We start from the raw sequence: 24040 nt of genomic DNA, 5'->3' as shown, positions 1-24040 counted from the left end.
AACGCTAGTATTTTTCAAAGAGGTAGATGTACGTGAGTGGTGCAATCGATCAGGCTCCCTCTGAGATTTTTACAGGCGATAGTGAGATGGCGATGCTGCTGCGATCGCTCGATTGGTCGCAAACGCCGCTAGGGTCGGTTGAAACTTGGCAGGACAACTTAAAAACGGCTGTGCAGATCCTGCTGACAGAACTCGATCAAGCCCAGCAGCTAGAAAAAATACGGCTAGAACCAGATCTGCCGCCACAGCGTACAGCAATCCATGCCTTATGCCAATCTGCCCAAGCCGATGCCTTTCGAGCCAAGCTCACCAATGCGCTACGCTCACTAACTGACGCCAATGAGATTCAGGCGATCGCTGCCCGTGTTCTGGGCGAGTCTCTGGGTGCAAGCCGTGTCATTTACATCGACGTGTTACCCAGTGGCAAGGAAGTCATTGTCCATAAAAACTACACGAACGGTGTTTCGGAACTGGGTGGGCTGTACCATCTGCAAAACTTTGGATGTAACCTGGCAGACGACCATCAAGAGGGGCAAACGGCAAGCGTTCCTGATGTGGCGAATCATCCTAGATATACCGCCAGCGAGAAGACAAGATATCGCTCGCTCGATATCGCTGCCCATGTTGAGGTACCGCTGCTCAAGAATGGTCAATTCGTCGCTTTACTAGCGGTGCATCAGGCAACCCCTCGCCAGTGGACAGAATCGGAGGTGAAACGAGTCGAGGAAACCGCAGAGCAGACGTGGGCAGCCGTTGAACGTGCCCGTGCAGAAGCCGTTTCCCGTCAGAGCCGTACCGAACTTGAACGGCAACTGCGGAAGTTCGATGCGATCGTGGCTGCCATTCCCGATTTTATTTACACCTTTGATTTGGCGGGACGGTTCACATATATCAGCCCGGCGTTGCTTAATCTGTGGCAGAAAACTTTGGATGAAGCTTTAGGAAAGAACTTTTTTGAGCTGGATTACCCACCGGATTTAGCAACCCGACTTCAGCAACAGATTCAACAGGTGATCCGCACCCGCCAGCCGCTCAAGGATGAAACGCTCTACACTAGCCAGATCGGCACCCGCGCCTACGAATATATTTTCGTGCCACTTGTGGACAGAAAGGGTGCAGTAGAAGCCGTGGCAGGCGTAACGCGAGACATCACCGATCGCGAACGGGCAGAAGAAGTATTACGCTCCAGTGAGCAACAATTCCGCAACCTGGCAGACAACGCTTCGATGATGGTTTGGGTGACGGACACCACAGGTTCCTGCACCTTCTTGAGTCAAAGCTGGTATGACTTCTCAGGGCAAACCGAGGCAGATGAACCGGGATTTAGCTGGCTCGATGTCGTGCATCCAGCCGATCGCGAATCCGCTAAAGCAATTTTTCTATCAGCCAATCAACGCCAAGAAGCGTTTCAACTCGAATACCGTCTGCGTCGCAAAGACGGCGAATACCGCACCTGCATCGATGCAGCGCGTCCCTGGTTTGATGCAAATGGCGAGTTCAAGGGCTTCATTGGTTCAGTGATTGACATTGACGATCGCAAACAATCTGAGGCTGCTTTACGTGAATCTGAGGAACGCTATCGCACCCTGTTTGAATCGATCGACGAAGGCTTCTGCATTGTTCAAGTGCTCTTTGACGAAAATGATACGCCGATTGACTACCGTTTTTTAGAAACTAATCCCACCTTTGAACAACAAACGGGGCTTCAACAAGCCGTTGGTCAAACAGCGCGTCAGCTAGTTCCAGATCTGGAAGACCACTGGATCGAAACCTACGGTCAAGTCGCGCTGACCGGTGAGGCTGTTCGGTTTGAAAATAGCTCTAAAACCCTGAACCGTTGGTTCGATGTCTATGCCTGCCGCACAGGTGAGCCAGCGGCGCGAAAAGTTGCCCTTGTCTTCAAAGACATTAGCGATCGCAAACGAGCAGAAGAACTTTTGCGCCGAGCCGCCGAGTTGGATGCTTTTCGCGTCTCTCTTGCTGATGTGCTGCGCCCACTTGACGACCCAGCAGAGATCCAGTCAATGGCTAGCCGTGTACTCGGTGAATATCTTGGTGCCAACCGGGTGGCATACTTCGAGGTTCGTGGTGCTGATTACGTCGTTGAGCGGGATTACATCAATGAAGCTAAAGCACTGGCTGGTCACTACCCGATTGATTCGTTTGGGCACGAACTGCTTGCAGCATACCGCACTGGTCGTACCGTGTGTGCATCTGATGTCGCAGCCGATCCCAACTTGCCCCCCGAGCAGCGAGCAACTTACGCTGCGATCCAGATCGGTGCTTACATCGGCATACCGCTGGTCAAGGGGGGCGAGTTCGTAGCTGGGCTGGCAGTCCACACATCCAATCCACGAACTTGGACCCCAGACGAGATCTCTTTGGCAGAAGAAGTCGCCGAGCGCACCTGGGCAGCAGTCGAGCGCGCCCGCACGGAAGCAGCCTTGCGCGTCAGTGAAAACCGCTTCCGCATGGCGATCGAAGCGGCTCAATTGGGCACCTGGGACTGGAATCTGGTCACCAATCAATTGGTTTGGGATGAGGGTTGCAAAGCCATGTTTGGCTTACCACCCGAAGCCGAGAGCAGCATTGAGGTCTTTTTTGCAGGACTGCACCCCGACGATCGCGAACGCCTAGAACAAGTGCTGCAATGGGCTTTGAATCCAGCCAACCTTGGCAAGGTTGACACAGAGTACCGGACAATTGGGATTCAAGATGGGGTTGAACGGTGGATTGCGGCGAAAGGACAGGCTTACTTTGATTCTGCCAGCAATCCACAACGCTTTGTCGGCACCGTACTCAATATTACGGAGCAAAAACAGATTGAGGCAGAACGGGAACAACTCCTTACCCGTGAACAAGCCGCACGAGAGGCAGCCGATCGCGCCAACCGGATCAAAGACGAATTTTTAGCCATGCTGTCCCATGAATTGCGATCGCCCCTCAATCCTATTCTCGGTTGGTCAGCCCTGTTGCAGCAGGGGAAATTGGATGCAGCAAAAACCACAATGGCATTGACGACCATTGAGCGTAATGCTCGACTCCAGGCGCAACTGATTGACGATCTACTTGACATCTCCCGGATTCTCAGCGGCAAACTCAGCTTAACCGTGATGTCGGTTGAGCTCAGTGCAGTCATTTCTGAAGCCCTGGAAACGGTTCGCTTAGCTGCAGAAGCGAAAGCGATTCAAATTCACACGCTGATCTCACCTGCTATTGGCAGTGTGACCGGAGATACCGGGCGGTTGCAACAGGTGGTGTGGAATCTGTTATCCAACGCGGTCAAATTCACACCTCACAGGGGACAAGTCATCGTTGCCCTGGCTGCGGATGAAACCCACGCGCAAATTCAAGTGGTCGATACTGGAAAAGGTATCCCCGCTGACTTCCTGCCCCATGTTTTTGAGAATTTCCGGCAGGAAGATGGAGCCACCACACGCAAATTCGGTGGTTTGGGATTAGGATTGGCGATCGTGCGGCAAATTGTGGAACTGCATGGGGGAACCGTCGTGGTTGAGAGCCAGGGTGAAGGACAAGGAGCTACCTTTACCGTTCGCATCCCACTGACGCGGCGCTCCCATGAATTGCCAGCGATCGCCCCACCTGCCAACTCAACCGGAGATTTAAGCAGCATCCACATCTTAGTTGTGGATGACGATGCAGACTCACGCGAATTTGTAGCGTTTGTTTTGGAACAGGCAGGGGCGATCGTTTCCATTGCTACCTCTGGAGCCGAAGCACTGCAAACCTTCGCTCAAGAGGTTCCAGACATCATTGTCAGTGATATTGGGATGCCTGAAATGGATGGCTATATGCTGATGCGTCAGATTCGTAGCCTGGCACTAAAAGAAGGGAGAGAAACTCCCGCTATTGCCCTGACTGCCTACGTTGGAGAGATGGATCGCCAGCAAGCATTGGCTTCTGGGTTTCAATGCCATCTGGCTAAACCTATTAACCCTAATGAGTTAGTTCAGATGATTGCTACCGTCACTAGCAGGGGGCAGCACGTCTAGCCTATTGCTGTCCTTTAGCCACAAACGAGACAAGCTCCATGCAAAGATAATACGCATCTTTCCAAACCCTTCATTCCTTATCGCTCACTCCCTTCCCTTCCTGCTCCGCTTCAAGGCTCTCTAGGAATGGATCGGCGATACATTTCACATAAATGTGCGATGGTATCAATCAGTGTGAGCCGGTAATCTAGCAAGATCTCTTCACTGCGTCCCTCCAGTTTGAGCTGTTTGGCAAATTCATCCATCAGTTCCATGTGAATTTCTACAACCTGGGCGACTGGAATATCAGCAAAAAAGATGGTGTTGACGAAATCGTCGATGCGCTGATTGAGAGAGTCATCACTTGCAAAATAGTGCAGAAGAATGTCCCGATACTCAAGCTTTAGCTGGTCTAGAAGTTCCTTTTTTTCAGCAGAGGAGAGGTGTCGGAAGAAATTCTTGGCATTCCGTTTGTAGTACACACCCAGGTACCCTAGCCGCTCCCTCAGTTTGTCGGTTAATCGTTGCTGTTGTAATTTAAGGAAGTTTTGTGCTACGGGGTTGATCGTCTGCTCTGTAGCGAGATGAGGTTTTCTTAGCTTGCAAGAGTGAGAAAGATGGATAAATTGGGCGATCGCCTGGTCAATATAGCCAGTCAGTTGATCAATCTGGGACTCAGCAATACAAACTTCTGCGGTGTGATAGAGAAAGAATGGTTCGCCTTTAGGAGAGTCCGATGGAGGCTTTACAGACTCCTGGGGGAGATCGGCATTAATGATAATAGCAGGTAGCAAAACAGCCTGACCATGCAGCCAGTTGGCTAACAGCAGCAGATCTGGATCATCCTGTAAGATTAGACAGTCTACCTGCTGTTTTTCTTGATCAATAAACGTAAAAAAATCCTCAGTCGATCGGGTCTGGATAACCGTATAGTCATTATCACTCAGGCTTTCTACAACCGCCTGAATGAGCCGTTCTGTCTTCAGAAAAATACCGATTAGTAAATGGGCAGACAATGGCTTCGTTAAGGAATGAAGGATTGGGGTGAGAGTTGGGCTTTACAGATTGGCAGAATCACAATCAAACTCAAGGCGTATATAGCAATTCCCATTTGTGTGTGCGGTCAAACGGCGTTATTCAGTAAGGGTTTCTGGCATTAGTTTGTACCGCACTAGTTTGAGAATCGCTATATAGCGTTTTTGAATCCAGTGAGGTACATGGATAGCCGTAAAGCCCTTGAGTCAAACAGATGAGATGTACCTCACCAAGAAAGGAAACGCTATAGTCTGATTTTTTAGTAAACATTTAAACTTTTGTTAATACTTCAACACTTAATTAATTATAGTTACAAAGCGATCGCCCTCTACGGGTGGATTCTCTTAAATCACGCGATAATTGGGCTACAACTATATTTGTGACTATTAATTGCAGTCATTTCCCGCTTCAGTGTTTGCCCAAGCCCTTTTGTCCTTTGCCTGCATTCGGTGGTTCCTGTCCCGGATTGCCCTGATGAACTTGTTGAACATCCCTTTTAGAGTCCGCTCTGTGCCGTGTCCCGCTGGGCATGTTTTCCATGCTTTTAACCAATGCTTGTCTTCGAGAATTTATTCAGCCAGTTCCTACTTGCTCTGAAACTGCGGATTTGACAGCAGCGTTTGAGGCAAGTGGGTGGGATGGCAAACAATCCCCAGACAGCCTATCCGACTGTCTGGTTTTGGTTGATGGGCAGATGCGCCCCACAGGGTTGGTTCGTCTGTGTCGATTGGTCCCTTATCTGCTTCAGGCAGGAATGGGGAGGCAACAGCCGCCCTTGAAGAAAGCACGGAAGGCAACAAAAGCCAATCATTTTCCTCAACCAATTGAGCCGTCCTTGATTGAGCCGGTCACTGTTCTATCGGGTGCATTGCCAATTGGGCAGTTTTTGCTTGACCCCAATGCCCAAGCTCAGTCTGATTTTGTGGTGGTTGGCGATCGCGGTGAATGTCTGGGGCTACTCAATTACGCCTGCTTACTTCGGTTTTTGACGACCCATCTGGCGGAGCGGTCAGAGTTGGAGAGGCAGGTGCCGCCAGTTATGGTTGAACCTGTTATTAGGGAAGCGGCTGAAACCAAGCGCCAAAAGGCTTTGAAGTATGAGCAGCGGCAAACAGCCCGACTGGCACAGCAGCTTTTAGCTCAGAAGGGAGAGTTGGAGCAGCAAGTGAAGTCTCAACAAGAGACGATTCACCAACTGATGGAACACCCAGGTAAGCTTCAGACTCTGGAGGCATCGTTGCGATCGCAGCTTGCGCAGGTGGATTTGTCTGCTTCTGTGGATCACAATCCCCTGCACCCACTGTTGGAGTTGTTAGAGCAGTTGCCCTTACCCCTGATGCTCCAGGCTGGAGATGGGCGAATTCTGGCACAAAATTCTGTTTGGCGGCGGCAGGTAGATGACTCGGTGGATTCTGACAGGATCCAACAGGAGATTTCGACGCTGCTAGATGTGCCCGCAGAAGAAACAGCTCCTCCGGCTCAGGAATGTGAGCTGAAACGCCTGCGATCGGTGCCGCGACAAGCCCTTGAAACACCGCTCAATTTCTATCAGCCAGAGGCATTACCATCCCCTAATCCGGTGCTGACCGATTCCTTCATGGATGGAGTGGAATCTGGACTGGGTTCACATTGGTGCCACCTGGGAGCCAAACCGGGCACCTGTATTTGCTCCTACCCACTAAAAAATGGTGAGGAGCAGGTGTTTCAGTTTGTAAAGATTCCGGTGGGGACACTGGCTTTACCAACCAGGCGTGAGGCGATCGCCCCTCTGGCAACCCGGCATCATCCATCGAAGGCTTCAGAGGCAACGGTTTCAGCCCAACCATTTTGTCTGGCGACCCAAATTCTAACTTCCTATAAGGCTCCGGTTGCCCTGATGGAGCTAGTGGATGCAATTCACTCCGGTGAGGCAGAAGCTAAACCTGTGCCGCCATCTGCTCCCCCAGACTCCCATACGCTCTGGCTCATCCTGGCACAGGACATCACGGAGCAACAGCAGCTTGCCCGAGAATTGACCGCTAAAAACGTAGACCTGATCCACCTGAATCGTTTGAAGGATGAGTTTCTGGCATGCATCAGTCATGAACTTCGCACACCCCTGACGGCTGTTTTGGGTTTATCGAGCCTGCTGAAGGATCAGACCCTGGGCGAGATGAATCAGCGCCAGGTGCATTATGCCCAGCTTATCTACCAAAGCGGTCGGCAACTGATGGCGGTTGTGAATGACATCCTGGATCTGACCCGGATGGAAACCGGGCAGTTAGATCTGGTTTCTGAACCAGTTGATATCAGAACAGTTTGTAACCGGGCATTTGAGCAAGCGCAACAGTTACGGCTGTTAGACGATAAGCAGAGCATCGCTGATAACTACCAGTTTCCAGCGTTTTCGTTGGAGGTAGAAGCTGGATTGGAAATGCTCGTTGCCGATGAACAACGTCTGCGTCAGATGTTGCTCCATTTACTGACTAATGCCCTCAAGTTCACAGAACCGGATAAGCAGATTGGGCTAAAGGTAAACCGTTGGGGTGGCTGGATTGCCTTTACGGTCTGGGATGAGGGGATCGGGATTCCAGCGGAGAAGCAACATCTGGTTTTCCAGAAATTTCAGCAGTTAGAGAATCCCCTGACTCGCCGCTTTGAGGGTACCGGCTTGGGTTTAGTCTTAACTCAACGGCTTGCCCGTCTGCATGGGGGGGATGTCACGTTTATTTCAAAGGACGGACAGGGAAGCCAATTTACGATTCTGCTGCCTCCCAGCCCACCGGGGAAATCGGCGATCGCCCCCAACAGTGATGCCTCCGATCCATTACAAACCATCCATCCCGGCGGTCAGGTATGGTTGAATACGCCCAGCCAACCGGCACCTCCGTGGAATGCCCTGTATCAGACGGCAACCAGTCGTGATTCTGTACAGGATAGGTTACGCCAGCGCCTGGTGCTGATTGTGGAAGCCGCTCCTCCTTTTATTGAAACCCTGGCTGATCAACTCACAGGGCTGGGATACCGGGTTGTGATTGCCCGATCAGGGACAGAAGCGGTAGAAAAAGCCCGTCGTCTGCAACCCTGTACGATTTTTGTGAACCCGGTGCTGCCGTTGCTTTCTGGCTGGGATGTGGTAACACTGCTTAAATCTAGCCCTGATACCCGACAGATTCCAGTCGTGATGATGGCAACTAAAGTGGATGAAATCCATACTCACCAGAGTCAGGCGGATGGCTGGCTTAGTTTGCCTGTTCAGGCAAAGGCTCTGCGCCAAACCTTAGGGCAACTGATACCTGAACCTGGCGAACCCGTCACGGCTAACCCCCCATCCCATGTTTTGACGATTCTGCGCCTTGGTCTTGGTGCCTGGATGGATCCTCATCTCGCAATCACTACCGCTGACCTGACCCGCCTCCTCCATTCCCATCGCTACCACGTTTTAGAAGCCGACGACCTGGAGCAGGCAGAACTACTGGCTCGAGTCTGGAAACCGAATGTTGTATTGCTGGATGGCACTCCCGTTGACTCCGCTATTTACTTCCAGCAGTTCAGCCAGCAAACCTTTCTGTCATCCCTCCCACTGGTCACTCTGAACCAGGAAACGACTCAGGCAGCCAACCAGGTGCCAGGGCTGCTGGTGTTTCCTTGCCTTGCTACGCCTGTTTCACCGGCTGTGGTCGAGAACGCAACGGAAACCTCTGCCCTATTACAGGTGATTCAAATTGCCGCTGGTTATGCATGGCGGCCGTCTATCCTGGCTCTCAATTTGGCAACGCTCCCGTCATCCCCGGATGCTAACCTCCAAACTGTACCCGACCAAACTCTGGGTGGGCTTCCCAAGGAAGCGGAATGGCTGCAAGCATTAACTCAATATCTACAAACGGCTGGCTTACGGGGACTGATAGGACGCTGCTGGCAGGAGGTTTTGCAGCAGGTGCAATCTCAAAGTATCGATCTACTGTTGATTTGCTGGACCGAGGGCGAACCTCAAACCAGTACCCTGGAAATGCTCTCTAGCCTGCAAAAATTAGAGGAAAAGCCCCCCATTCTGGTGCTGGATCATCGCGATCGCGAAGCAGGCAACTCCCAATCTCCAGTTAAACCCTTACCCGCTATCCTGCAACAACTGGCAACCCAGATTCTGCCCCCTTCCCTGCCTATGGAAAAACTTCTGAGTCAGATTTATGAGGTCTTGAGAGGGTAAGGGGGAATTGGGTGCCAGGAGTTGAGCGAGTCCAAAGCGACTTTCAGCGTGGGCAAAATACCGAATGGGACTTTAATTAGCCCATTCCCTTAAATTTTCTTGCCGAACTTTGCTTGTAAGTCCTCCAGGGAGGGGGCTTTGGGTTGAGGTTGCTTGTCCGATTGAGATTTCTTATCCGATTGAGACTTCTTATTCGGTTGAGATTTTTTGTCCAGTTGAGGTTGTCTGTCTTGTGGTTTGCGATCTGGGCTGTCTGGGATGAGATCGCCCAACCGCATGGAAAGGCTAATCCGCTTTAAGGATTCATTCACTTCCAGCACTCGGACTTTGACAACCTGACCCACTTTCACAATCTGCTGTGGGTCGCTGACAAACCGATCTGCCAGTTGGGAGATGTGAACCAGCCCATCCTGATGCACCCCAATATCCACAAAGGCACCGAAATTGGCAACGTTCGTCACCACCCCTTCTAGCTCCATGCCCAGACTCAAATCGGAAATTTCTTTTACGCCTTCCTTAAAGGTGGCGTATTTAAACTCGGCGCGGGGGTCCCTGCCCGGTTTTTCCAGTTCAGCCAAAATATCCCGCAGGGTTGGTTCGCCCACGGTGTCAGTCACATACTTTTTTAAGCCGGTGGACGTGAGGCGACTGGCAACGTCGGTGATTTGTGTCAGAGGCAGGTTCAGATCGGCGGCGATCGCTTCTACCACGGAGTAACTTTCCGGGTGAACTGCTGTATTGTCCAGGGGGTTTTTGCTATCTCGGATGCGTAAAAATCCAGCCGCTTGTTCAAAGGCTTTGGGTCCCAGCTTGGCAACTTTGAGCAGTTGACGGCGATCGCGAAACGCCCCGTTTTCATTGCGGTACGCCACGATGTTGTTGGCAATGATGGGGGTAATACCAGAAACGAACGTCAGCAGTTCCTTCGACGCGGTATTCAAGTCTACGCCAACGTAGTTAACGCAGCTTTCCACGGTTTCATCCAGTTTCTTTTTAAGTAATTTCTGATCCACATCATGCTGGTATTGCCCTACACCAATGGATTTGGGGTCAATTTTCACCAGTTCAGCCAGGGGGTCTTGTAAACGCCGACCAATGCTGACCGCACCTCGCACCGTCACATCCTGATCGGGAAATTCGGCTATCGCCACCGGACTGGCAGAGTAAACCGATGCTCCCGCTTCATTCACCATCACTTTGATCGGTTTGCGCTCCAGGGTTGTCAGCACTTCGGTCACAAACTCATCCGTCTCTCGTCCGGCAGTCCCATTTCCAATCGCAATCAATTCAATCCCGTATTTCTGGATTAAATGAGCCAGGGTGCGGGCGGCTTCATGGCGCTGATTGGCGGACTGATGGGGAAAGATAGTTTGATATTCCAGAAACTTAGCCGTCTGATCCAGCGCTGCCACCTTACAGCCAGTGCGAAAACCAGGGTCGATCGCCAGCGTCGGTTTCATCCCCGCCGGAGAAGCCAGCAGCAGTTCCCGCAGGTTTGCCTCAAAGGTCTTGATCGATTCAATATCGGCGATCTGTTTTTTAGCTGAACGCACCTCGTTGATTAAGGACGTTTTCATCAGTCGAATGAAGGCATCCTTCAGCATATCCCGGTAAAACTGGCGCAGGATAGGCACTTTAGTGCGAATTTCCTTGGACTCCAGGTAAGACAACGCTGCATCTTCATCAAACTCCAGTTCCACATTCAGAATTTCTTCTGCTTCACCCCGGTAGAGCGCCAGCAGGTTGTGGGGCGGAATTGTTTTTACCTTCGCCCGGTAACTGCGATACATCTCAAACTTGGTGGAACCTTCGGGATGGTCGCCTTTGACCCGTGATGCCAGCAATCCAGATTCCATCAGGTAATCCCGCAAATAAGCCCGGTGTTCTGCCTTGTCTGCCACTTCCTCCGCCAGGATGTCACTGGCTCCTTTGAGGGCATCTTCAGCCGTGGCAACTCCCTTGTCCTGAGAAACATACTGAGTCGCTTCTTCCTGGAGGGATTTGACCGCAGCATTAGACAGATTCAGCGACTTAATCCAGTCTGCCAGGGGTTCCAATCCCTTTTCACGGGCAATGGTGGCACGGGTGCGGCGCTTGGGTCGGTAGGGCAGATAGAGGTCTTCCAGTTCGGTTTTTTGCAGACAGGTTTCAATCTGTGCCTGAAGCGCTGGGGTGAGTTTATCCTGCTGGGCGATCGCCTGTAAGATGGCTTTCTTCCGCTCCTCCAGTTCGGTCAGGTAGGCATAACGATCAAACAGATCCCGTAGTTGGGTTTCGGTCATCTCCCCCGTGCGTTCTTTACGGTAGCGGGCGATGAAGGGCACGGTCGATCCCTCTGCCAACAGTTCCAGGGCATTGCTGACCTGAAAAGGTTTGAGCGAAAGTTCCGTTGCCAGATGTTGGGGAATGTTGAGCATAGCAGTCCAGTTCAGAAAACCTTTTCTTAGGATAGTGCGATCGCCGATCTTGTAGGTTGGTTTTCCCAGCGTCAACCCAGATTACAGCGAGACAGGTAATCGCACTCACTTGAACATTCCCTATCAAAAAAACTATTCTGGCAGGGACGGTTGGGGTATATCGTCCGATTCTTCGATGACTAGCGGTTCTGCTATTGGCTCAGAGGGAGGGGGACTGCCCCAGCGATCGAGCACGTCTTCTATCAGCACTCGCCTTACCCAGATCTGGACGACCACCATCAGGGGAATTGACAGCAGCAAACCTAAAAAACCAAAAATGGTTGCAAAAAAGACCTGTCCCATCAAGGTCAATGCCGGAAGCAGAGAAACCTGTTGTGACATGATATAAGGAGTCAAAAAACTGCTTTCGAGTTGCTGAATCAGGATATATAGACCCAGAACCAGTAAGGCTTTCAGCACAGGTGTATGGGGGTCGAGCAAGGCGATCAGTATCGGGGGAACCACACTGAAGGTTGGACCAATATTGGGAATAAAGTTGAGTAGCCCGGAGAGGATGCCCTGTGCCAATGCGGCTGGTACTCCAATCACAATCAACCCCAGGGTACTGAAAACAGCCACCACTGCCATGCTGATAAAGGCACCAACAATCCAGCGCCCCAGCGACACTTCACATTCCAGCAAAATACCATCCACCCGTTGCCGATAAAAGGACGGAAACAGGCGAATGAAACCGCGACGGTAAGCAAGCGGGTTGACCAGCAGCATTAACCCTAAAACAACTACCAGAAGAAAGTTCAAAATATTGCCAAACCAACTGGAGAAAAAAGCGAACGAACCGCTTAAAAGTTTGTTGACCAGCGGTTGTGCTTGTTGCACCAGACTTTCCCACCGCGGAACATAGGGCTTGAATACACCGGGGACTAACTGGAGTAGCCATCCTTCAATCTTGCTACTGAACTCATCACTGCCTAAAGGCACTAAAACGAAAAGCTCTTGAAACTGGCGGGCGAACGGTGGCACAATCAACCAGAAGAAGATTGCCATCAGCACCAGCATAAACAGGATGGCAATCAGAACCGCCCCTGAACGTTTAATTCCTTCCTTCTGTAACCGCTGTGCTAACAGGTTAAGGCTATTTGCCAGCACAACCGCTGCAAATACCAGCAATAGAATTTGTCGAATCTGCCACAGAATATATAAGGCAGCAATCAATACCAGCAGACCAATCCAACGCCCCAGATTCACGGTTTACTCCTCGCTTCTGTCCTTTTGTTGTTGCCAGCGCCAACCCAGGATAACGGTCATCAGCAATACAGGAAACCAGACACCTACAAGTGCTGCCGTCGTTGAAGCTGGGATCGGTAGAGTTGGACCAAGGTACTTAATGGCGATCGCCAATCCCGCTGAGAGTACCATTACTTTCAATACAAAATCAGTCATAAATTAAGGTTCAAAGTATCAATGGAGCTATAGGGGGAAGGAATCAGGAATTTTATACCATCCTGGATTTTAGATGTAGAGGGTGAAACGTCTATCAAAACTGGATTTCAGTCATGAATTTTCCCAAGCTGCGATTTAAATGGGTATCGGATAGGCTGTGGCACATTTGCAGATAAGGAATTATCCCCCTTTTTGTTGCGCGATCGCGCGCTTGCTTTTTTAGTTGTGAATCTGGGCACTGAACGGCTAAAGGACAACCATTAAAATAAAGCCAGCGTTGAGGATTCAGGTAAATCTAAAATTTAGTGTTTGATCCCAGACACTACCCCATTTCCCAGAAAAGGATTGAGATAAGTATGCCCCCCCAATATAACCGTCGCCATTTCCTGTACGGTTCAGCCGCCCTGAGCGGCAGTCTGCTGCTAAAAGCGTGCAGTAGCCCCCCACCCCCCACCAATTCTTCACCTGCCGCATCACCCAATGCCGCAACCGATGCCAGCAGCCTCAAAGTGGCGATCGTGTTGCCAGGAATTATCACCGACAAAGCCTGGAATCAGGCTGGCTATTCAGGGTTAGATGAAATTAAATCCCGTTTGGGGGCTGAAACTGCCTATGTGGAGAAGGTGGGTCAGGCTGATCAGGTTGAGGCACTGTCTGACTTTGCCCGCCGAGGCTTCAATCTAGTCTATGCCCACGGGGGGCAGTTTGATGCCTCGATCAAGCAGGTCGCGCCCCAATTCCCCAGCACCTTTTTTGTCGGTGTCAATGGGGCTGCGACTGGAGCCAACCATGCCTCGCTCCTGATTGATAACCTTCAGGCAAGTTACCTGTGCGGCATTATTGGTGCGACCATGAGCCAGTCTGGCAAGATGGCGTATATTGCGGGTCAGGAATTTCAGGCAACCCAGGAAGAACTACGTGGCTTTATTCTGGGTGCCCGGTCTGTGAAGCCAACTATTCAGATCAGTTCTACCTTTACCGGCGATTGGAACGACGCTGCCAAAGCCAAGGAAGCGGCTGAAGCGATTATTTCTGCGGGGTCGGATGTCATTTACCAATGGTTAGATAATGCCTCGCCAACGGTTCTGCAAAGCTGTGCGGATAAAGGGATTTATGCCTTCGGCAACACCGCCGATCAGTTAGAGGTCGCTCCTAAAGCCGTATTGACCAGTGCCGTTAAGCGGATTGACCTGGCGATCGCCAAACTTGCTGAACTGGCATCCAAGGGTGAACTCAAAGGTCAGGTGTACGCCTTGGGGTTGGAAGAGGCTGACATTCTGTATCTGGGCAAATTCAATGATGCGGTTCCCAAAGATCTGCAAGATCAGGTCAACAAAACCGAAGCTGCCATCCTCTCAAAGCAAATTACCTTTCAAGCCTGTACTGAGGAAGGAAAAGAGACTCGCTGTGTGAAGGGGACAGCTTAGTAGGCTGCGGCGTAAGTTCAGCAACGATTCTAAGACGCAGGGGCAGGTGGTAGGTGGTAGGGAGCACGAATGGTAGACCAATTTGCACCACGCTCTACTGGGGCGAGCTATCTTCGGTTGGAGAGTATTACTAAACGGTTCCGTGCTTTTGTCGCCAATGACGCGATCGATTTGGAGGTGAGGGCAGGTTCGATTCATGCATTACTGGGGGAAAATGGGGCGGGCAAAACCACGCTGATGAATATTCTGTCGGGACTTTATTTGCCTGATGCGGGACAAATTTATCTGGAGGGTAACCCCGTTCAAATTGCTTCTCCCAGTGCAGCAATTCGGCAGGGCATTGGCATGATCCATCAACATTTCATGCTGGTGCCCCAACTCACCGTTACCGAAAACATTATTCTGGGGGCAGAGCCATCCCTACATCTGAGTCTGTCTCAGAAAGCCCATGAGATTGCCCAAATGTCTGAGGCTTATAGTCTGACGGTTGATCCGTTTACCCGAGTGGGTGATTTGCCCGTGGGTAGCCAGCAGCGGGTTGAAATTTTGAAGGCACTGTATCGGCAAGCACGGTTACTGATTTTGGATGAGCCAACGGCGGTGCTGACCCCCCTGGAAGTTGAGAACTTTTTTAAGATCCTGCGTCAGTTAGCTAACCGTGGGCACACGATTATCTTCATCAGTCACAAATTGGAAGAGGTCTTGAACCTGTGCGATACCGTGACCGTGCTCCGGCGAGGTCAGGTTGTGGCAACCACAACCACCCAACAGGCAACCCGGCACGACCTGGCACGCCTGATGGTGGGGCGGGAAGTTCTGTTTCAGTTGAATAAACCTGAGCCAAGCCCAGGAGAGGTGGTTCTGGACGTGCAACAGATGCAGGTGAGAGACGATCGCAACCTGCCAGCCTTACGGGGTGTGACCTTCCAACTGCGGGCGGGGGAAATTTTGGCGATCGCGGGTGTGGATGGCAACGGACAACGAGAACTGGCAGATGCGATCGCTGGTCTGCGTCCAGTGACCGCCGGGACTATCCAGTTAAGTGGACGAAATATTACAGATTGGTCCCCCCAACAACGGGTCAAGCATCTGAAACTGGGTTACATCCCAGAAGACCGGCAAAAGATGGGTCTGGTCATGCGTTTCACCATTGCCCGTAACCTAATCTTAAAGGCTTTCAAGTTTCTCCCCTTCTGCCGTCACTGGTTGCTGCGCCAGGTTGAAATTGATGCCAACGCCGATCATGCCATTCATAACTTTGACATTCGGGCAACCAGTGGCAAACTGCGAGTGCATCAACTATCGGGTGGGAACCAACAGAAAGTGGTGCTGGCGCGAGAGCTATCGGGCGAACCGGGTTTGATCATCGCCATGCAACCCACACGAGGTTTGGATGTGGGCGCAACAGAGTATGTGCAACAAGCATTGTTGGCAGAACGACAGCGGGGAGCCGCTATTCTCTACATCTCGACGGAACTGGAAGAGGTGATGGCAATAGGCGATCGCATTGCAGTCATGTACGAAGGGCAGTTCCTTGCCACACTGGACGCTAAAACTGCCACGCTGGAACAGGTTGGGTTGCTGATGACGGGGGGAGAGGGGTTGAGAGTTGAGAGTTGATTCGTCAGGGTGAAACCTCCGAGGTTTCGAAAACCTCGGAGGTCTGGAGGCTTACTTCAGGACATACCCTTACTAACAACTAACAACCAACAACCCCTTCCCTCTCTCCCATGAATCAAAGCCCCGATGATAGCGTCGAATCGGGGGTATCAATCTGGCGAGGCTCATCGGCAGTGTCGCCATTGTGGGGATTGCCAGAGGAACCGTTGGCGATCGCGGTTTCAGGCGGAGGCTCCACCTCCCGGGATGGCAACCAGATCCGGAAGGTACTCCCCTGGTCTGGAACGGACTGAAATGACATGGTTCCCCCGTGCAGTTCCGCCAGACGCTTGGTCAACGCCAAGCCCAAGCCCGTACCCTCATGTCGGCGAGTTAGAGAAGAGTCCACCTGCTGAAACGGACGGAACAAAAGGTGCCACCGATCTTCAGGAATCCCGATCCCGGTATCCTTGACCTCCAGACAGAGATAGGGCGTGGTGGGATTCACCGGGCTGCGGTCAGGGCGGTTTTCCTGTTCCAACTGATAGCCAGATCCCGCCCATGCCCTGAGCCGAACCTGTCCCCCCTCTGGGGTAAATTTCACTGCGTTGTACAGGAGATTAATCACCATCTGGCGAACACGGCGCTCATCCAGCGATACCCGATCTAGATGAGACGCAATCTCTAAAGATAGGGACAATTGCTTGTTGTCGGCTCTAATCTGCACCATCCTGATGCTCTGCTGGCACAAGTCTTGAATAGAGACAGGCTGAAGATTGAGTTCCACTTCACCCGCTTCTATTTTGGAAAGACTGAGCAGATCTTCAATAATTTGTAATAGGTGGTCCGATGACTTAATTGCCTGCTGCAAAAAGTCCAGTTCTTCTTCCCGGCTCTCACATAAATCATTTGTAACCAGACGAACACAACCAATAATCGCATTCAAAGGAGTTCGTAGTTCATGGGATGTAGTAGCCAGAAATGCACTCTTATGCTCGTTTGCGATCTGTGCCTCCTGCCAGGCGGTTTCCAGTTCTTCAGCCCGCTCCTCTAATCGCTGCACCATGCTGTCAAGCGCTGCGGCAAGCTGATTGATCTCTCGCACCTTAAAGTCTTTCGGTGCCCGTTCCGAAGAGTTGCCCTGGGAGATGCGGAGGGCATAAGCCCCCAGTTCTTCTAAAGGAAGTGCTAAATCGCGAGCAACATAGATGGTTGCCAGCAGACTGGCAGCCACTAACCCTAAGGTCAGAACAATTAGAATTTGTCTCACCTCTTCCAGGCTAAACAGAGCACTACTAATGGGGGCAACTGCCATCACCACCCAGGTGCGGTCTTCTCCTGACCTGACTGGGATTTTGATCGGGTTGTAGGCTGCCAGCCACTCACTACCGTCTGGATCAAAGGCAAATAAGTGCAGAAATTCCTGCTTTTCAGGGTTTGACAGAATACCTGCCAAAATTCCCTGAAGTACAGGTCCATCACCTTCTTGCTCAATATTTCGACCAATCTGACTGGTTCTGGGATGGGCAAGAATGGTGCCATCCTGGTCAAAGACGACGGTGTCGCCTGAAAGAGTCCCTTGCTGACTGTCACCTTGGGTATGGAGGGCAACTTGCACACTCAGGGCGTAACGCAGTTGCCCAAAGGAGTCAAAGATTGGAGCATGTAGTACCAGGTAAAGCTGCCTTAAAGGGGTCGCCAGCCTTGCCAGCGTATCGGCATTGACGGATGAGATTCGGATGCTGGACTGGGGGTCGAGGGCAACCTGGGATGGCTTTAACCAGAAGCTATCAAGCTCGCGGCTGACGGGTTGTTTACCACAGGTGCTGGCTTCAAGCTGCCCTGTTTGCATATTTGTTAGCTGGATGCATTGCACTGACTTGGGCAGCGAACGAGACATGCGGCTGACAAACTCCTGTGCTCTCTGGGGTTGGTCAATTTGGGGAGCAAATGCTTCGCTGGCAGTCACCAGGTTAGACCGGAGTGCTTCGATCAAATCTTTAATCGTCTCGCCCTTGCGGATTGCGCTGGAGGTGAGATTGAGGCGAGCGGTTTCTAATAGACCAGAACGAGCTTTGCGGTAAACAATATATTCACCCACCAGCAATACTGGAATGCTCAGGAGCAAAATTCTGGCAAACAGAAGACGACGGAATGATGACTGACGAGGCTTAGCCATAGGAACTCTTAAACCGCTCTGAAAACTCCAACAGCCAACACTCTCAGTTGAACCAACAAGCCCTCATCCTCACCTATGGCTCGATCGCAGTCAAATTCGACTCCCATCCAGTTCAGAATATCTAAAAAAAGACTAATCTCAATTATTGCAACCTTGCATCCAATAGTCCAAATAACTTGACAATTTAAATTCTGACGAGGCTTAATTCCTTTGGTAAAGGCTATGGGCGATCGCCCCTCAACCACGGTGATTCTGGCGATGAGTGCAGACGGCAAGATCGCTGACCATACTCGTGCCGCTGCCCGATTTGGTTCCGCCAATGACAAAACCCATCTGGAGCAACAGGTTGCCCAGGCGGATGGCGTCTTGTTTGGGGCGGGAACCTTGAGGGCATACGGCACAACGATGAGAGTGATGCAGCCAATCCTGTTGCAGCAGCGGCAGCAGCAGGGTAAACCCCTCCAACCTGTACAAATTCTCTGCTCCCAATCTGGAGAAATTGACCCCGATTGTCCCTTTTTTCGGCAGCCTGTTTCGCGCTGGCTGCTAACCACCAGGGTCGGGGGCGATCGCTGGCAACCAGGAACCCAGTTTGAGCGAATCCTGGTAGTTGAAACCGCCGCCGGGACAATTGACTGGCTTGCCGCCTTTCACCAGTTTACCGAGCTTGGCTTGAACCATCTGGCAATTCTCGGTGGGGGAGGACTGGTGGCTTCTTTGCTGGCGGAAGCATTAGTGGATGAATTTTGGTTTACCCTCTGTCCCCTGGTTCTAGGAGGAGCAAACTCGCCCACTGCCGTAGAGGGTGTCGGGTTCCTGCAAGCCACTGCCCCCCACCTGGAATTGGTGGAGGTAAGAACGCTGGAGCAGGAGGTGTTTCTGCACTACCGCGTCAGCAGGTAAAATTCTGCCTACTCCGAACTCCGTTCTGTCTGAACCAGGGCTACCAAACCTACGCCACAGACTGCTAGGCGCTAACCCGTTTCACAACGGAACGGCTGTCTTCCTTGGGTTTAGCTTTGTTCACCTTTAACTGACGACCCATCCATTCTGCCCCGTCTAACTCGGCGATCGCGGCATCTTCCTGGGCATCTTCTTCCAACTCAACAAACGCAAAACCACGCATCCGCCCAGTTTCGCGATCGGTTGGCAGGGCAACTCGTGTCACGGTGCCATAGTCGGCAAAGACCTCTTTCAGGTCGTCTTCCGTTGCCCGATAGGATAGGTTTCCAATGTAGATAGTCATGGGGAACTGCTGATCTATGAGGAGCTAGGGAGCTAATCCCATAGATCTTGAAATAACATACTTGCCAGTTCCATTCTGAAAAATTGGATACCTGATAGAGGTGCAATCGGTTACCAAAATACCTGAAAGCACTATGCCAAAAGGCATTGGATCACAAGAAGTTAATAGTTAATCCTGCCAATTTAACCCAGCCAGGCTGACTAAACTACCCAGCTTTTCCTATTCAATTGAAATCGATTGCGGCCCACTACCCCTGCCATTATTAACTTCATCAACTGAGGTATAGGCAACTCCAGCTTGCTTATCCAACCAACTTTTGACCGGGTCATCCGACAGGTTGAGGCGAAACAGCCCAGAGAAGAACCCGCCTGCAAAAGCGATCGGCTGTTGGGCAAACTCTTTCAGAACAGGCATCAGTTCATCCATAAACACGATTAAAACTCCCTTGGTTGTAACGGGTTACTTGGAGATTGTAGCGTGGGGAGGGGAGGGAGCGGAGAGGGGGAGCAGGGTGGGGAGGGAAGGGAGTTGAGAGTTGAAAGTTAAGAGTTCGGAGTTAAAAAGACTTTTCTCCTTGCCAAGCAGGGTATGTGATTAGTGCATGCTCATAACCTCGTTACCAAGCTGGAGCTTGGCAACGAGTGTAAATGGCGCTAATCACATACCAAGCTGGAGCTTGGCAATGCCGATGGGAAGCTCCAGCTTCGTAGCCAGAAAGATTTCCCCAACTACAACACTGTCTTAGCTACAAATTCAAGGTAGAGTTACTCGCCATAGAACTGACGCAACCGAGGGTGAAGGTTGCCTTTCCAAACACCTCGTAGGAAGTCAAGGTCATCAATGATAAAGAAGCCTGGACGACCGAAAGGGTAAATCGCTACCAGAATAGCTGTTTGGGTACCTAAATCATGGCAGGCACAAGCAGCCAAAGTGCCTGCTAATTGGGCAAGTTTGTCTCTGCCCAAATCATGAATTGAGATAAGGCGGTGGGGACGATAGGTAAATTCTAGAAGGGTGGGTTTGCCATTCAAAACAAGGTGAGCATCCAGACGGGTGTTAAACCCAATTAGTTCTTTAGGGTTACTCCAGCACAATGGTACTTCCACCAAAGGTTTACCCTGTATGTCGTCAAATAAACCTTCCTCTACCACACTCTGGATCATGGAGCGTACTTTATGGTCATAGCACAAGAGGTTGCTCCCTTGTAGGTAATCAGCGATCCCTTTATGAACAGCAATTCCCAAGCGCTTCTGGTTAAGCTGGCTCCATTTTCTTTCTGCTTGATTCAGGGGACTGGGATCCATTAACCCTTTGCTTCTGCTAGTTGGTTTCCAGGTAGCCTTTAGAATTTCGGTCAATGAAGAATATTTACGGGGAGATTCACTAGGCGAGCTGGATAATTCCTCCTGAAGAGGAGAAGCATTTGCTCTTTTTTGATCAAATTTCCTTCCCGTTTTTGGTTCACCAACTATGATATTGTCTAGACATATCTGATTTGGATGACCTTTCACTTTTCCCTGTTGTTCAAAAGCTTGTTTAGCATTTCCAGATTTGTTACATGAGCTGTATTTGGACATTGGGTTAACCTTTTGTGATTGAGTTTCGTATTTGAGATGCACTGATAAGCGATTTCTGGCGACTAAAAATGGTTTGAATAACCAATCTTCGTCCTGAATGTTCGCGTCTTTGCTTAAGGTTGGTGGTGGTGCACCAATTTGAAAAGATGCAACATCCTAGAGTCGTCAGTGGATGCAAAAGCTTTACCCACAGCATTAGTGGGAGCTAATCTACGTCTGTTGCATGTAACCATTAATGCTTGAAATACGGTCAATAAGAGAGGGGACGGTTTAATAATTCGTCCCCTCTTTAGCTATTTTTTCTCTGGCAACATGCATTTGTCGCTGTCGCACCCAGCCGGACCTTCGGCGAGGCTGAAGCCAGAGTCATAGCGGCTCAATGCCGCGTAGAAGTCGCTGGTGCGCTGGCGAGATTTAACTTCCTGTTGCAGGCGATCGAAGGTATCTTTGTCGATCTTTTCAAAGGGCAACCGTGGGAAGGGAGCATCAAAGCGAGCCAGGAGAGCAGCGCTGATGTAACCTTCGTCGTTTGCGATCGCCTGGTAAATCCGTTCTGCCAGGGGTTCAACTTCAGCTTCAGTCAGTTCGATCGTGGCACTGGTGTTATGAGCGGTGTAGTACTTCTGCACCTGCATATAGAAGTCGAACTGCGCCAGGGCAGAGAACTTCTCAATCGCGATCTCGTCGGCACCGGGCAAATTTGCCCAGGAAACCTCAACCGGGATCTCGACCAGCCATTCCGTACAGCGGGGATCAAAGGGGTCATTGAGTAAATTTCCCTGGTCATCCTTATCTGACTGGGAGGGCACAATGCTGTAACCATACTCCAGGCAGGCAAGGGCGACGGGATCGTTCTTACGGAAGGTAATCCGCCGGATGAACCGCTGTGCCTTGGGCGGATGCCAACCCGGACTGGCTCCAGTCAGAAGGGATTTGGTGCCCGCAGGCTGAACCGTAGTGCAGCGATTGGGGCGTTTGATGCCGTGGAGATCGCAATAGTCCCACACAACCCGATGGACAATCTCCTGCCAGTAGGTCAGGTATTCCTGCTCCCGCTGTTTGAAAGCGAGTCCTGCCGGAGTCTCTGGTCGTCCAGTTTCCCACCAGCGCAGCCAATCGACCCCAAAGGCGTGGACAAAGAAATCAAATAGTCCGGTGAAGGAGACTCCCACAATCGGGTCCAGTTCCCGCGACTGTTGATAGCGCGGTTCTGTGAAGTGGTGGTTTAACAGCGCCGCCACTGAAAGGGCAGCGGCGGTAAATGCCTCTTCCTGCTCTTTGACGTTGCGGGGATCAATTTGATTCAAATGGACTTCTGATAAGTTGCAGTGAAAATCTGCCCCAAGAATTTCTCCGCAGGGATTTAAACCGTAGCGTCCCAAGCGATGGTCCAATTCATTGGCTGGCATCTGAGGATAGCGCTGCTGGAGCCATGCTTTAGCAGTGCCCTGGTTATAGGCTTGTAGAAACTCAGCCCGAAGTTCAGTCGTAACCAACAAGTCACGGTTAGAGCGGGCGATCGCCTCTGGCGCATACTGAATTGCGCCCTCCCCAGAGTAAAACTGTTTGCGAACCGCATCCACACACTCCTGTTCGGTCGGTTTGTGGTGGTAGACACGGGTATGGTTTGCCATCCGCAACACATCGCGATCGGGGTCAATCCGCCAGTTTCCGGCGGCATCCTGCTGCCACAGGTTTTCTTTTGCCGTGGCAAATGCCTCATCATTGCTAACTCCCTGACGCATCCCGGCAGACCGCCGAATGTTCCCGGCAACCACCGTGGCTGCCGCTTCATCAATTAACAGGCAGCACTCCACAGAGGTCAATTGCCGTCCGATCGCTTTGTTCAAAATCGTGGCGCAACGCTCATATAGCCCTGGCAACCGAATTGGGTTAGCAACGCCACCAAAGCCTTTCAGGATCTCTCCTTCGGGACGCACATCCCTCAGGCTGACCGTGACCTGGACTTCGCCAGTGAAGCGATTGTCCGTGGATAGCTCCAGCAATGCCTGGTAAGACTGCACCCAACCCTGGCGACTGTCACCAACATCGATTCGCACCTGGTTGCCGTTGGTAGTCACTTCAGTGCGATCGCGCCGTTGCCCTGCGGTCGTCGTGCCAATTTCTCCGTCTAAACTCACCACCAGACGATTCCGAATCGACGGCAACTGACTGATGTACTTTGGCTCCAGGATTGCCCCGGTACCACAGCCCATCATTGCCAGATCCATCATCAGCCCAAAGGCTCGCCAGTCAATCACGTTGGTACTGGTGCAGTTGTAAGCTCCAGAGAAGTTTTCTGACTTTTCAATCCAGGCGGTTCCGCCGACCCAGAGCCAGCGACCGGAGGGCAGGCTTTTCAATTCGCTCTGCATCCGTGCAATCAGTTGCGCCTCATCCCGTGTGAGGCGACCCAGTTTCACCAGCCCTGCCGTTGTCCGCTGGATCACCGCTTCTAAGGGTTCGCGGCGATCGTTAGAGCGGCGGCTGTAGGTTCTGTAGAAAACCGGATTGGCGGTCGGTGCGGTTTCTGGAAACTGGTTGGTAACGGGCATTGAAACCGGGTGGGAGGTTCCATTGCCGTTTAGAACATCTTTGGGACGTACCTGTTCAAGCTCTCGAACCATAGATGGGATCTCGCTTTTGTGGTGAAACGTATGTACTTATACTAAATATGGGGCTGATCGAGATTTAAGGACTCAAGTGTACACTGTTGATGGAAAACCTAAAATGATTTTAGTTGATACAACAGCTTTGACTCCTGAGAGTCCCATCACTACCTTCTTGTTCTGCTTTCACAGTTCAGCACGGAATTTTCTCTTTTCAGAAAAGGGCTTTACATGGTGTACGACAACTTCCAGATCCCCGGCATCTGTGAGGTTCACTTTAGCCAATCCCATGCAGATCAAGGAGATGCCGGGGATCTTAGCTGCCAAACTATC

Annotated in this window: 14 protein-coding genes; 5 read left to right on the top strand and 9 right to left on the bottom strand. The window is 51.3% G+C overall.

The window, feature by feature from the left end; translation table 11 throughout:
- The first annotated feature begins 32 nt into the window (after nucleotides 1-32).
- Entirely contained in the window at nucleotides 33-4013 is a 3981-nt protein-coding gene (locus AC1S52_RS31890) for a PAS domain S-box protein (protein WP_482033079.1), read from the top strand.
- Nucleotides 4014-4123: 110 nt separating this feature from the next.
- Here the strand turns inward: AC1S52_RS31890 and AC1S52_RS31885 are convergent, their stop codons facing one another.
- Nucleotides 4124-5008: a circadian clock protein KaiA gene (locus AC1S52_RS31885; protein ID WP_482033078.1), complete on the bottom strand. Its 885-nt coding sequence runs from the start codon at nucleotides 5006-5008 to the stop codon at nucleotides 4124-4126.
- Between the two features lie 557 nt (nucleotides 5009-5565).
- On the opposite strand from AC1S52_RS31885, the gene AC1S52_RS31880 reads away from it, so the two are divergent.
- Nucleotides 5566-9213, top strand: coding sequence for an ATP-binding protein (locus tag AC1S52_RS31880; protein ID WP_482033077.1), 3648 nt, complete (start codon nucleotides 5566-5568; stop codon nucleotides 9211-9213).
- Nucleotides 9214-9302: 89 nt separating this feature from the next.
- Here AC1S52_RS31880 and AC1S52_RS31875 read toward each other — a convergent pair whose 3' ends face one another.
- From AC1S52_RS31875 to AC1S52_RS31865, 3 genes are all read right to left on the bottom strand, one after another.
- A complete protein-coding gene (locus tag AC1S52_RS31875) occupies nucleotides 9303-11630 on the bottom strand; it encodes a Tex family protein (RefSeq protein ID WP_482033076.1) in 2328 nt (775 codons plus the stop codon).
- Nucleotides 11631-11762: 132 nt separating this feature from the next.
- Nucleotides 11763-12875, bottom strand: a complete 1113-nt coding sequence (locus AC1S52_RS31870) for an AI-2E family transporter (RefSeq protein WP_482033075.1) — start codon at nucleotides 12873-12875, stop codon at nucleotides 11763-11765.
- Between the two features lie 3 nt (nucleotides 12876-12878).
- Nucleotides 12879-13070, bottom strand: a complete 192-nt coding sequence (locus AC1S52_RS31865; protein ID WP_482033074.1) for a hypothetical protein — start codon at nucleotides 13068-13070, stop codon at nucleotides 12879-12881.
- Nucleotides 13071-13426: 356 nt separating this feature from the next.
- Here AC1S52_RS31865 and AC1S52_RS31860 point away from each other — a divergent pair, with 356 nt between their 5' ends.
- Together AC1S52_RS31860 and AC1S52_RS31855 are read left to right on the top strand one after the other, a co-directional pair.
- Nucleotides 13427-14497, top strand: a complete 1071-nt coding sequence (locus tag AC1S52_RS31860; RefSeq protein ID WP_482033073.1) for a BMP family protein — start codon at nucleotides 13427-13429, stop codon at nucleotides 14495-14497.
- 69 nt (nucleotides 14498-14566) lie between these two features.
- Complete coding sequence (locus AC1S52_RS31855; protein ID WP_482033072.1) at nucleotides 14567-16117, top strand: ABC transporter ATP-binding protein; 1551 nt, start codon at nucleotides 14567-14569, stop codon at nucleotides 16115-16117.
- Nucleotides 16118-16232: 115 nt separating this feature from the next.
- Here AC1S52_RS31855 and AC1S52_RS31850 read toward each other — a convergent pair whose 3' ends face one another.
- Nucleotides 16233-18275: a sensor histidine kinase gene (locus tag AC1S52_RS31850; RefSeq protein ID WP_482033071.1), complete on the bottom strand. Its 2043-nt coding sequence runs from the start codon at nucleotides 18273-18275 to the stop codon at nucleotides 16233-16235.
- A gap of 210 nt (nucleotides 18276-18485) precedes the next feature.
- Here AC1S52_RS31850 and AC1S52_RS31845 point away from each other — a divergent pair, with 210 nt between their 5' ends.
- Nucleotides 18486-19178, top strand: a complete 693-nt coding sequence (locus AC1S52_RS31845) for a RibD family protein (RefSeq protein WP_482033070.1) — start codon at nucleotides 18486-18488, stop codon at nucleotides 19176-19178.
- 64 nt (nucleotides 19179-19242) lie between these two features.
- Here AC1S52_RS31845 and AC1S52_RS31840 read toward each other — a convergent pair whose 3' ends face one another.
- The 4 genes from AC1S52_RS31840 to nrdJ form a co-directional block, all read right to left on the bottom strand.
- On the bottom strand, nucleotides 19243-19521 hold the full coding sequence (locus AC1S52_RS31840; RefSeq protein ID WP_223046017.1) for an RNA recognition motif domain-containing protein: 279 nt from the start codon (nucleotides 19519-19521) through the stop codon (nucleotides 19243-19245).
- A 219-nt stretch (nucleotides 19522-19740) separates the two neighbouring features.
- Nucleotides 19741-19947, bottom strand: coding sequence for a ssl0294 family protein (locus AC1S52_RS31835; protein ID WP_482033153.1), 207 nt, complete (start codon nucleotides 19945-19947; stop codon nucleotides 19741-19743).
- Nucleotides 19948-20285: 338 nt separating this feature from the next.
- Entirely contained in the window at nucleotides 20286-21098 is an 813-nt protein-coding gene (locus AC1S52_RS31830) for a hypothetical protein (protein ID WP_482033069.1), read from the bottom strand.
- A 293-nt stretch (nucleotides 21099-21391) separates the two neighbouring features.
- On the bottom strand, nucleotides 21392-23725 hold the full coding sequence (gene nrdJ / locus AC1S52_RS31825; RefSeq protein WP_482033068.1) for a ribonucleoside-triphosphate reductase, adenosylcobalamin-dependent: 2334 nt from the start codon (nucleotides 23723-23725) through the stop codon (nucleotides 21392-21394).
- Between the last annotated feature and the right edge of the window lie 315 nt (nucleotides 23726-24040).

It is taken from the genome of Kovacikia sp. CALU 1929, from assembly GCF_056784235.1.
The sequence above is the reverse complement of the archived record's forward strand: the minus strand, read 5'-3'. Positions and strand labels throughout refer to the sequence as shown.

Bases quoted from the DNA above. Each gene is read 5' to 3' on its own strand.
- AC1S52_RS31880 (WP_482033077.1), top strand. From the start codon at position 5,566: ATGCTTTTAACCAATGCTTGTCTTCGAGAATTTATTCAGCCAGTTCCT.
- AC1S52_RS31875 (WP_482033076.1), bottom strand. From the start codon at position 11,630: ATGCTCAACATTCCCCAACATCTGGCAACGGAACTTTCGCTCAAACCT.
- AC1S52_RS31865 (WP_482033074.1), bottom strand. From the start codon at position 13,070: ATGACTGATTTTGTATTGAAAGTAATGGTACTCTCAGCGGGATTGGCG.
- AC1S52_RS31860 (WP_482033073.1), top strand. From the start codon at position 13,427: ATGCCCCCCCAATATAACCGTCGCCATTTCCTGTACGGTTCAGCCGCC.
- AC1S52_RS31855 (WP_482033072.1), top strand. From the start codon at position 14,567: ATGGTAGACCAATTTGCACCACGCTCTACTGGGGCGAGCTATCTTCGG.
- AC1S52_RS31850 (WP_482033071.1), bottom strand. From the start codon at position 18,275: ATGGCTAAGCCTCGTCAGTCATCATTCCGTCGTCTTCTGTTTGCCAGA.
- AC1S52_RS31840 (WP_223046017.1), bottom strand. From the start codon at position 19,521: ATGACTATCTACATTGGAAACCTATCCTATCGGGCAACGGAAGACGAC.
- AC1S52_RS31835 (WP_482033153.1), bottom strand. From the start codon at position 19,947: ATGGATGAACTGATGCCTGTTCTGAAAGAGTTTGCCCAACAGCCGATC.
- AC1S52_RS31830 (WP_482033069.1), bottom strand. From the start codon at position 21,098: ATGTCCAAATACAGCTCATGTAACAAATCTGGAAATGCTAAACAAGCT.
- nrdJ (WP_482033068.1), bottom strand. From the start codon at position 23,725: ATGGTTCGAGAGCTTGAACAGGTACGTCCCAAAGATGTTCTAAACGGC.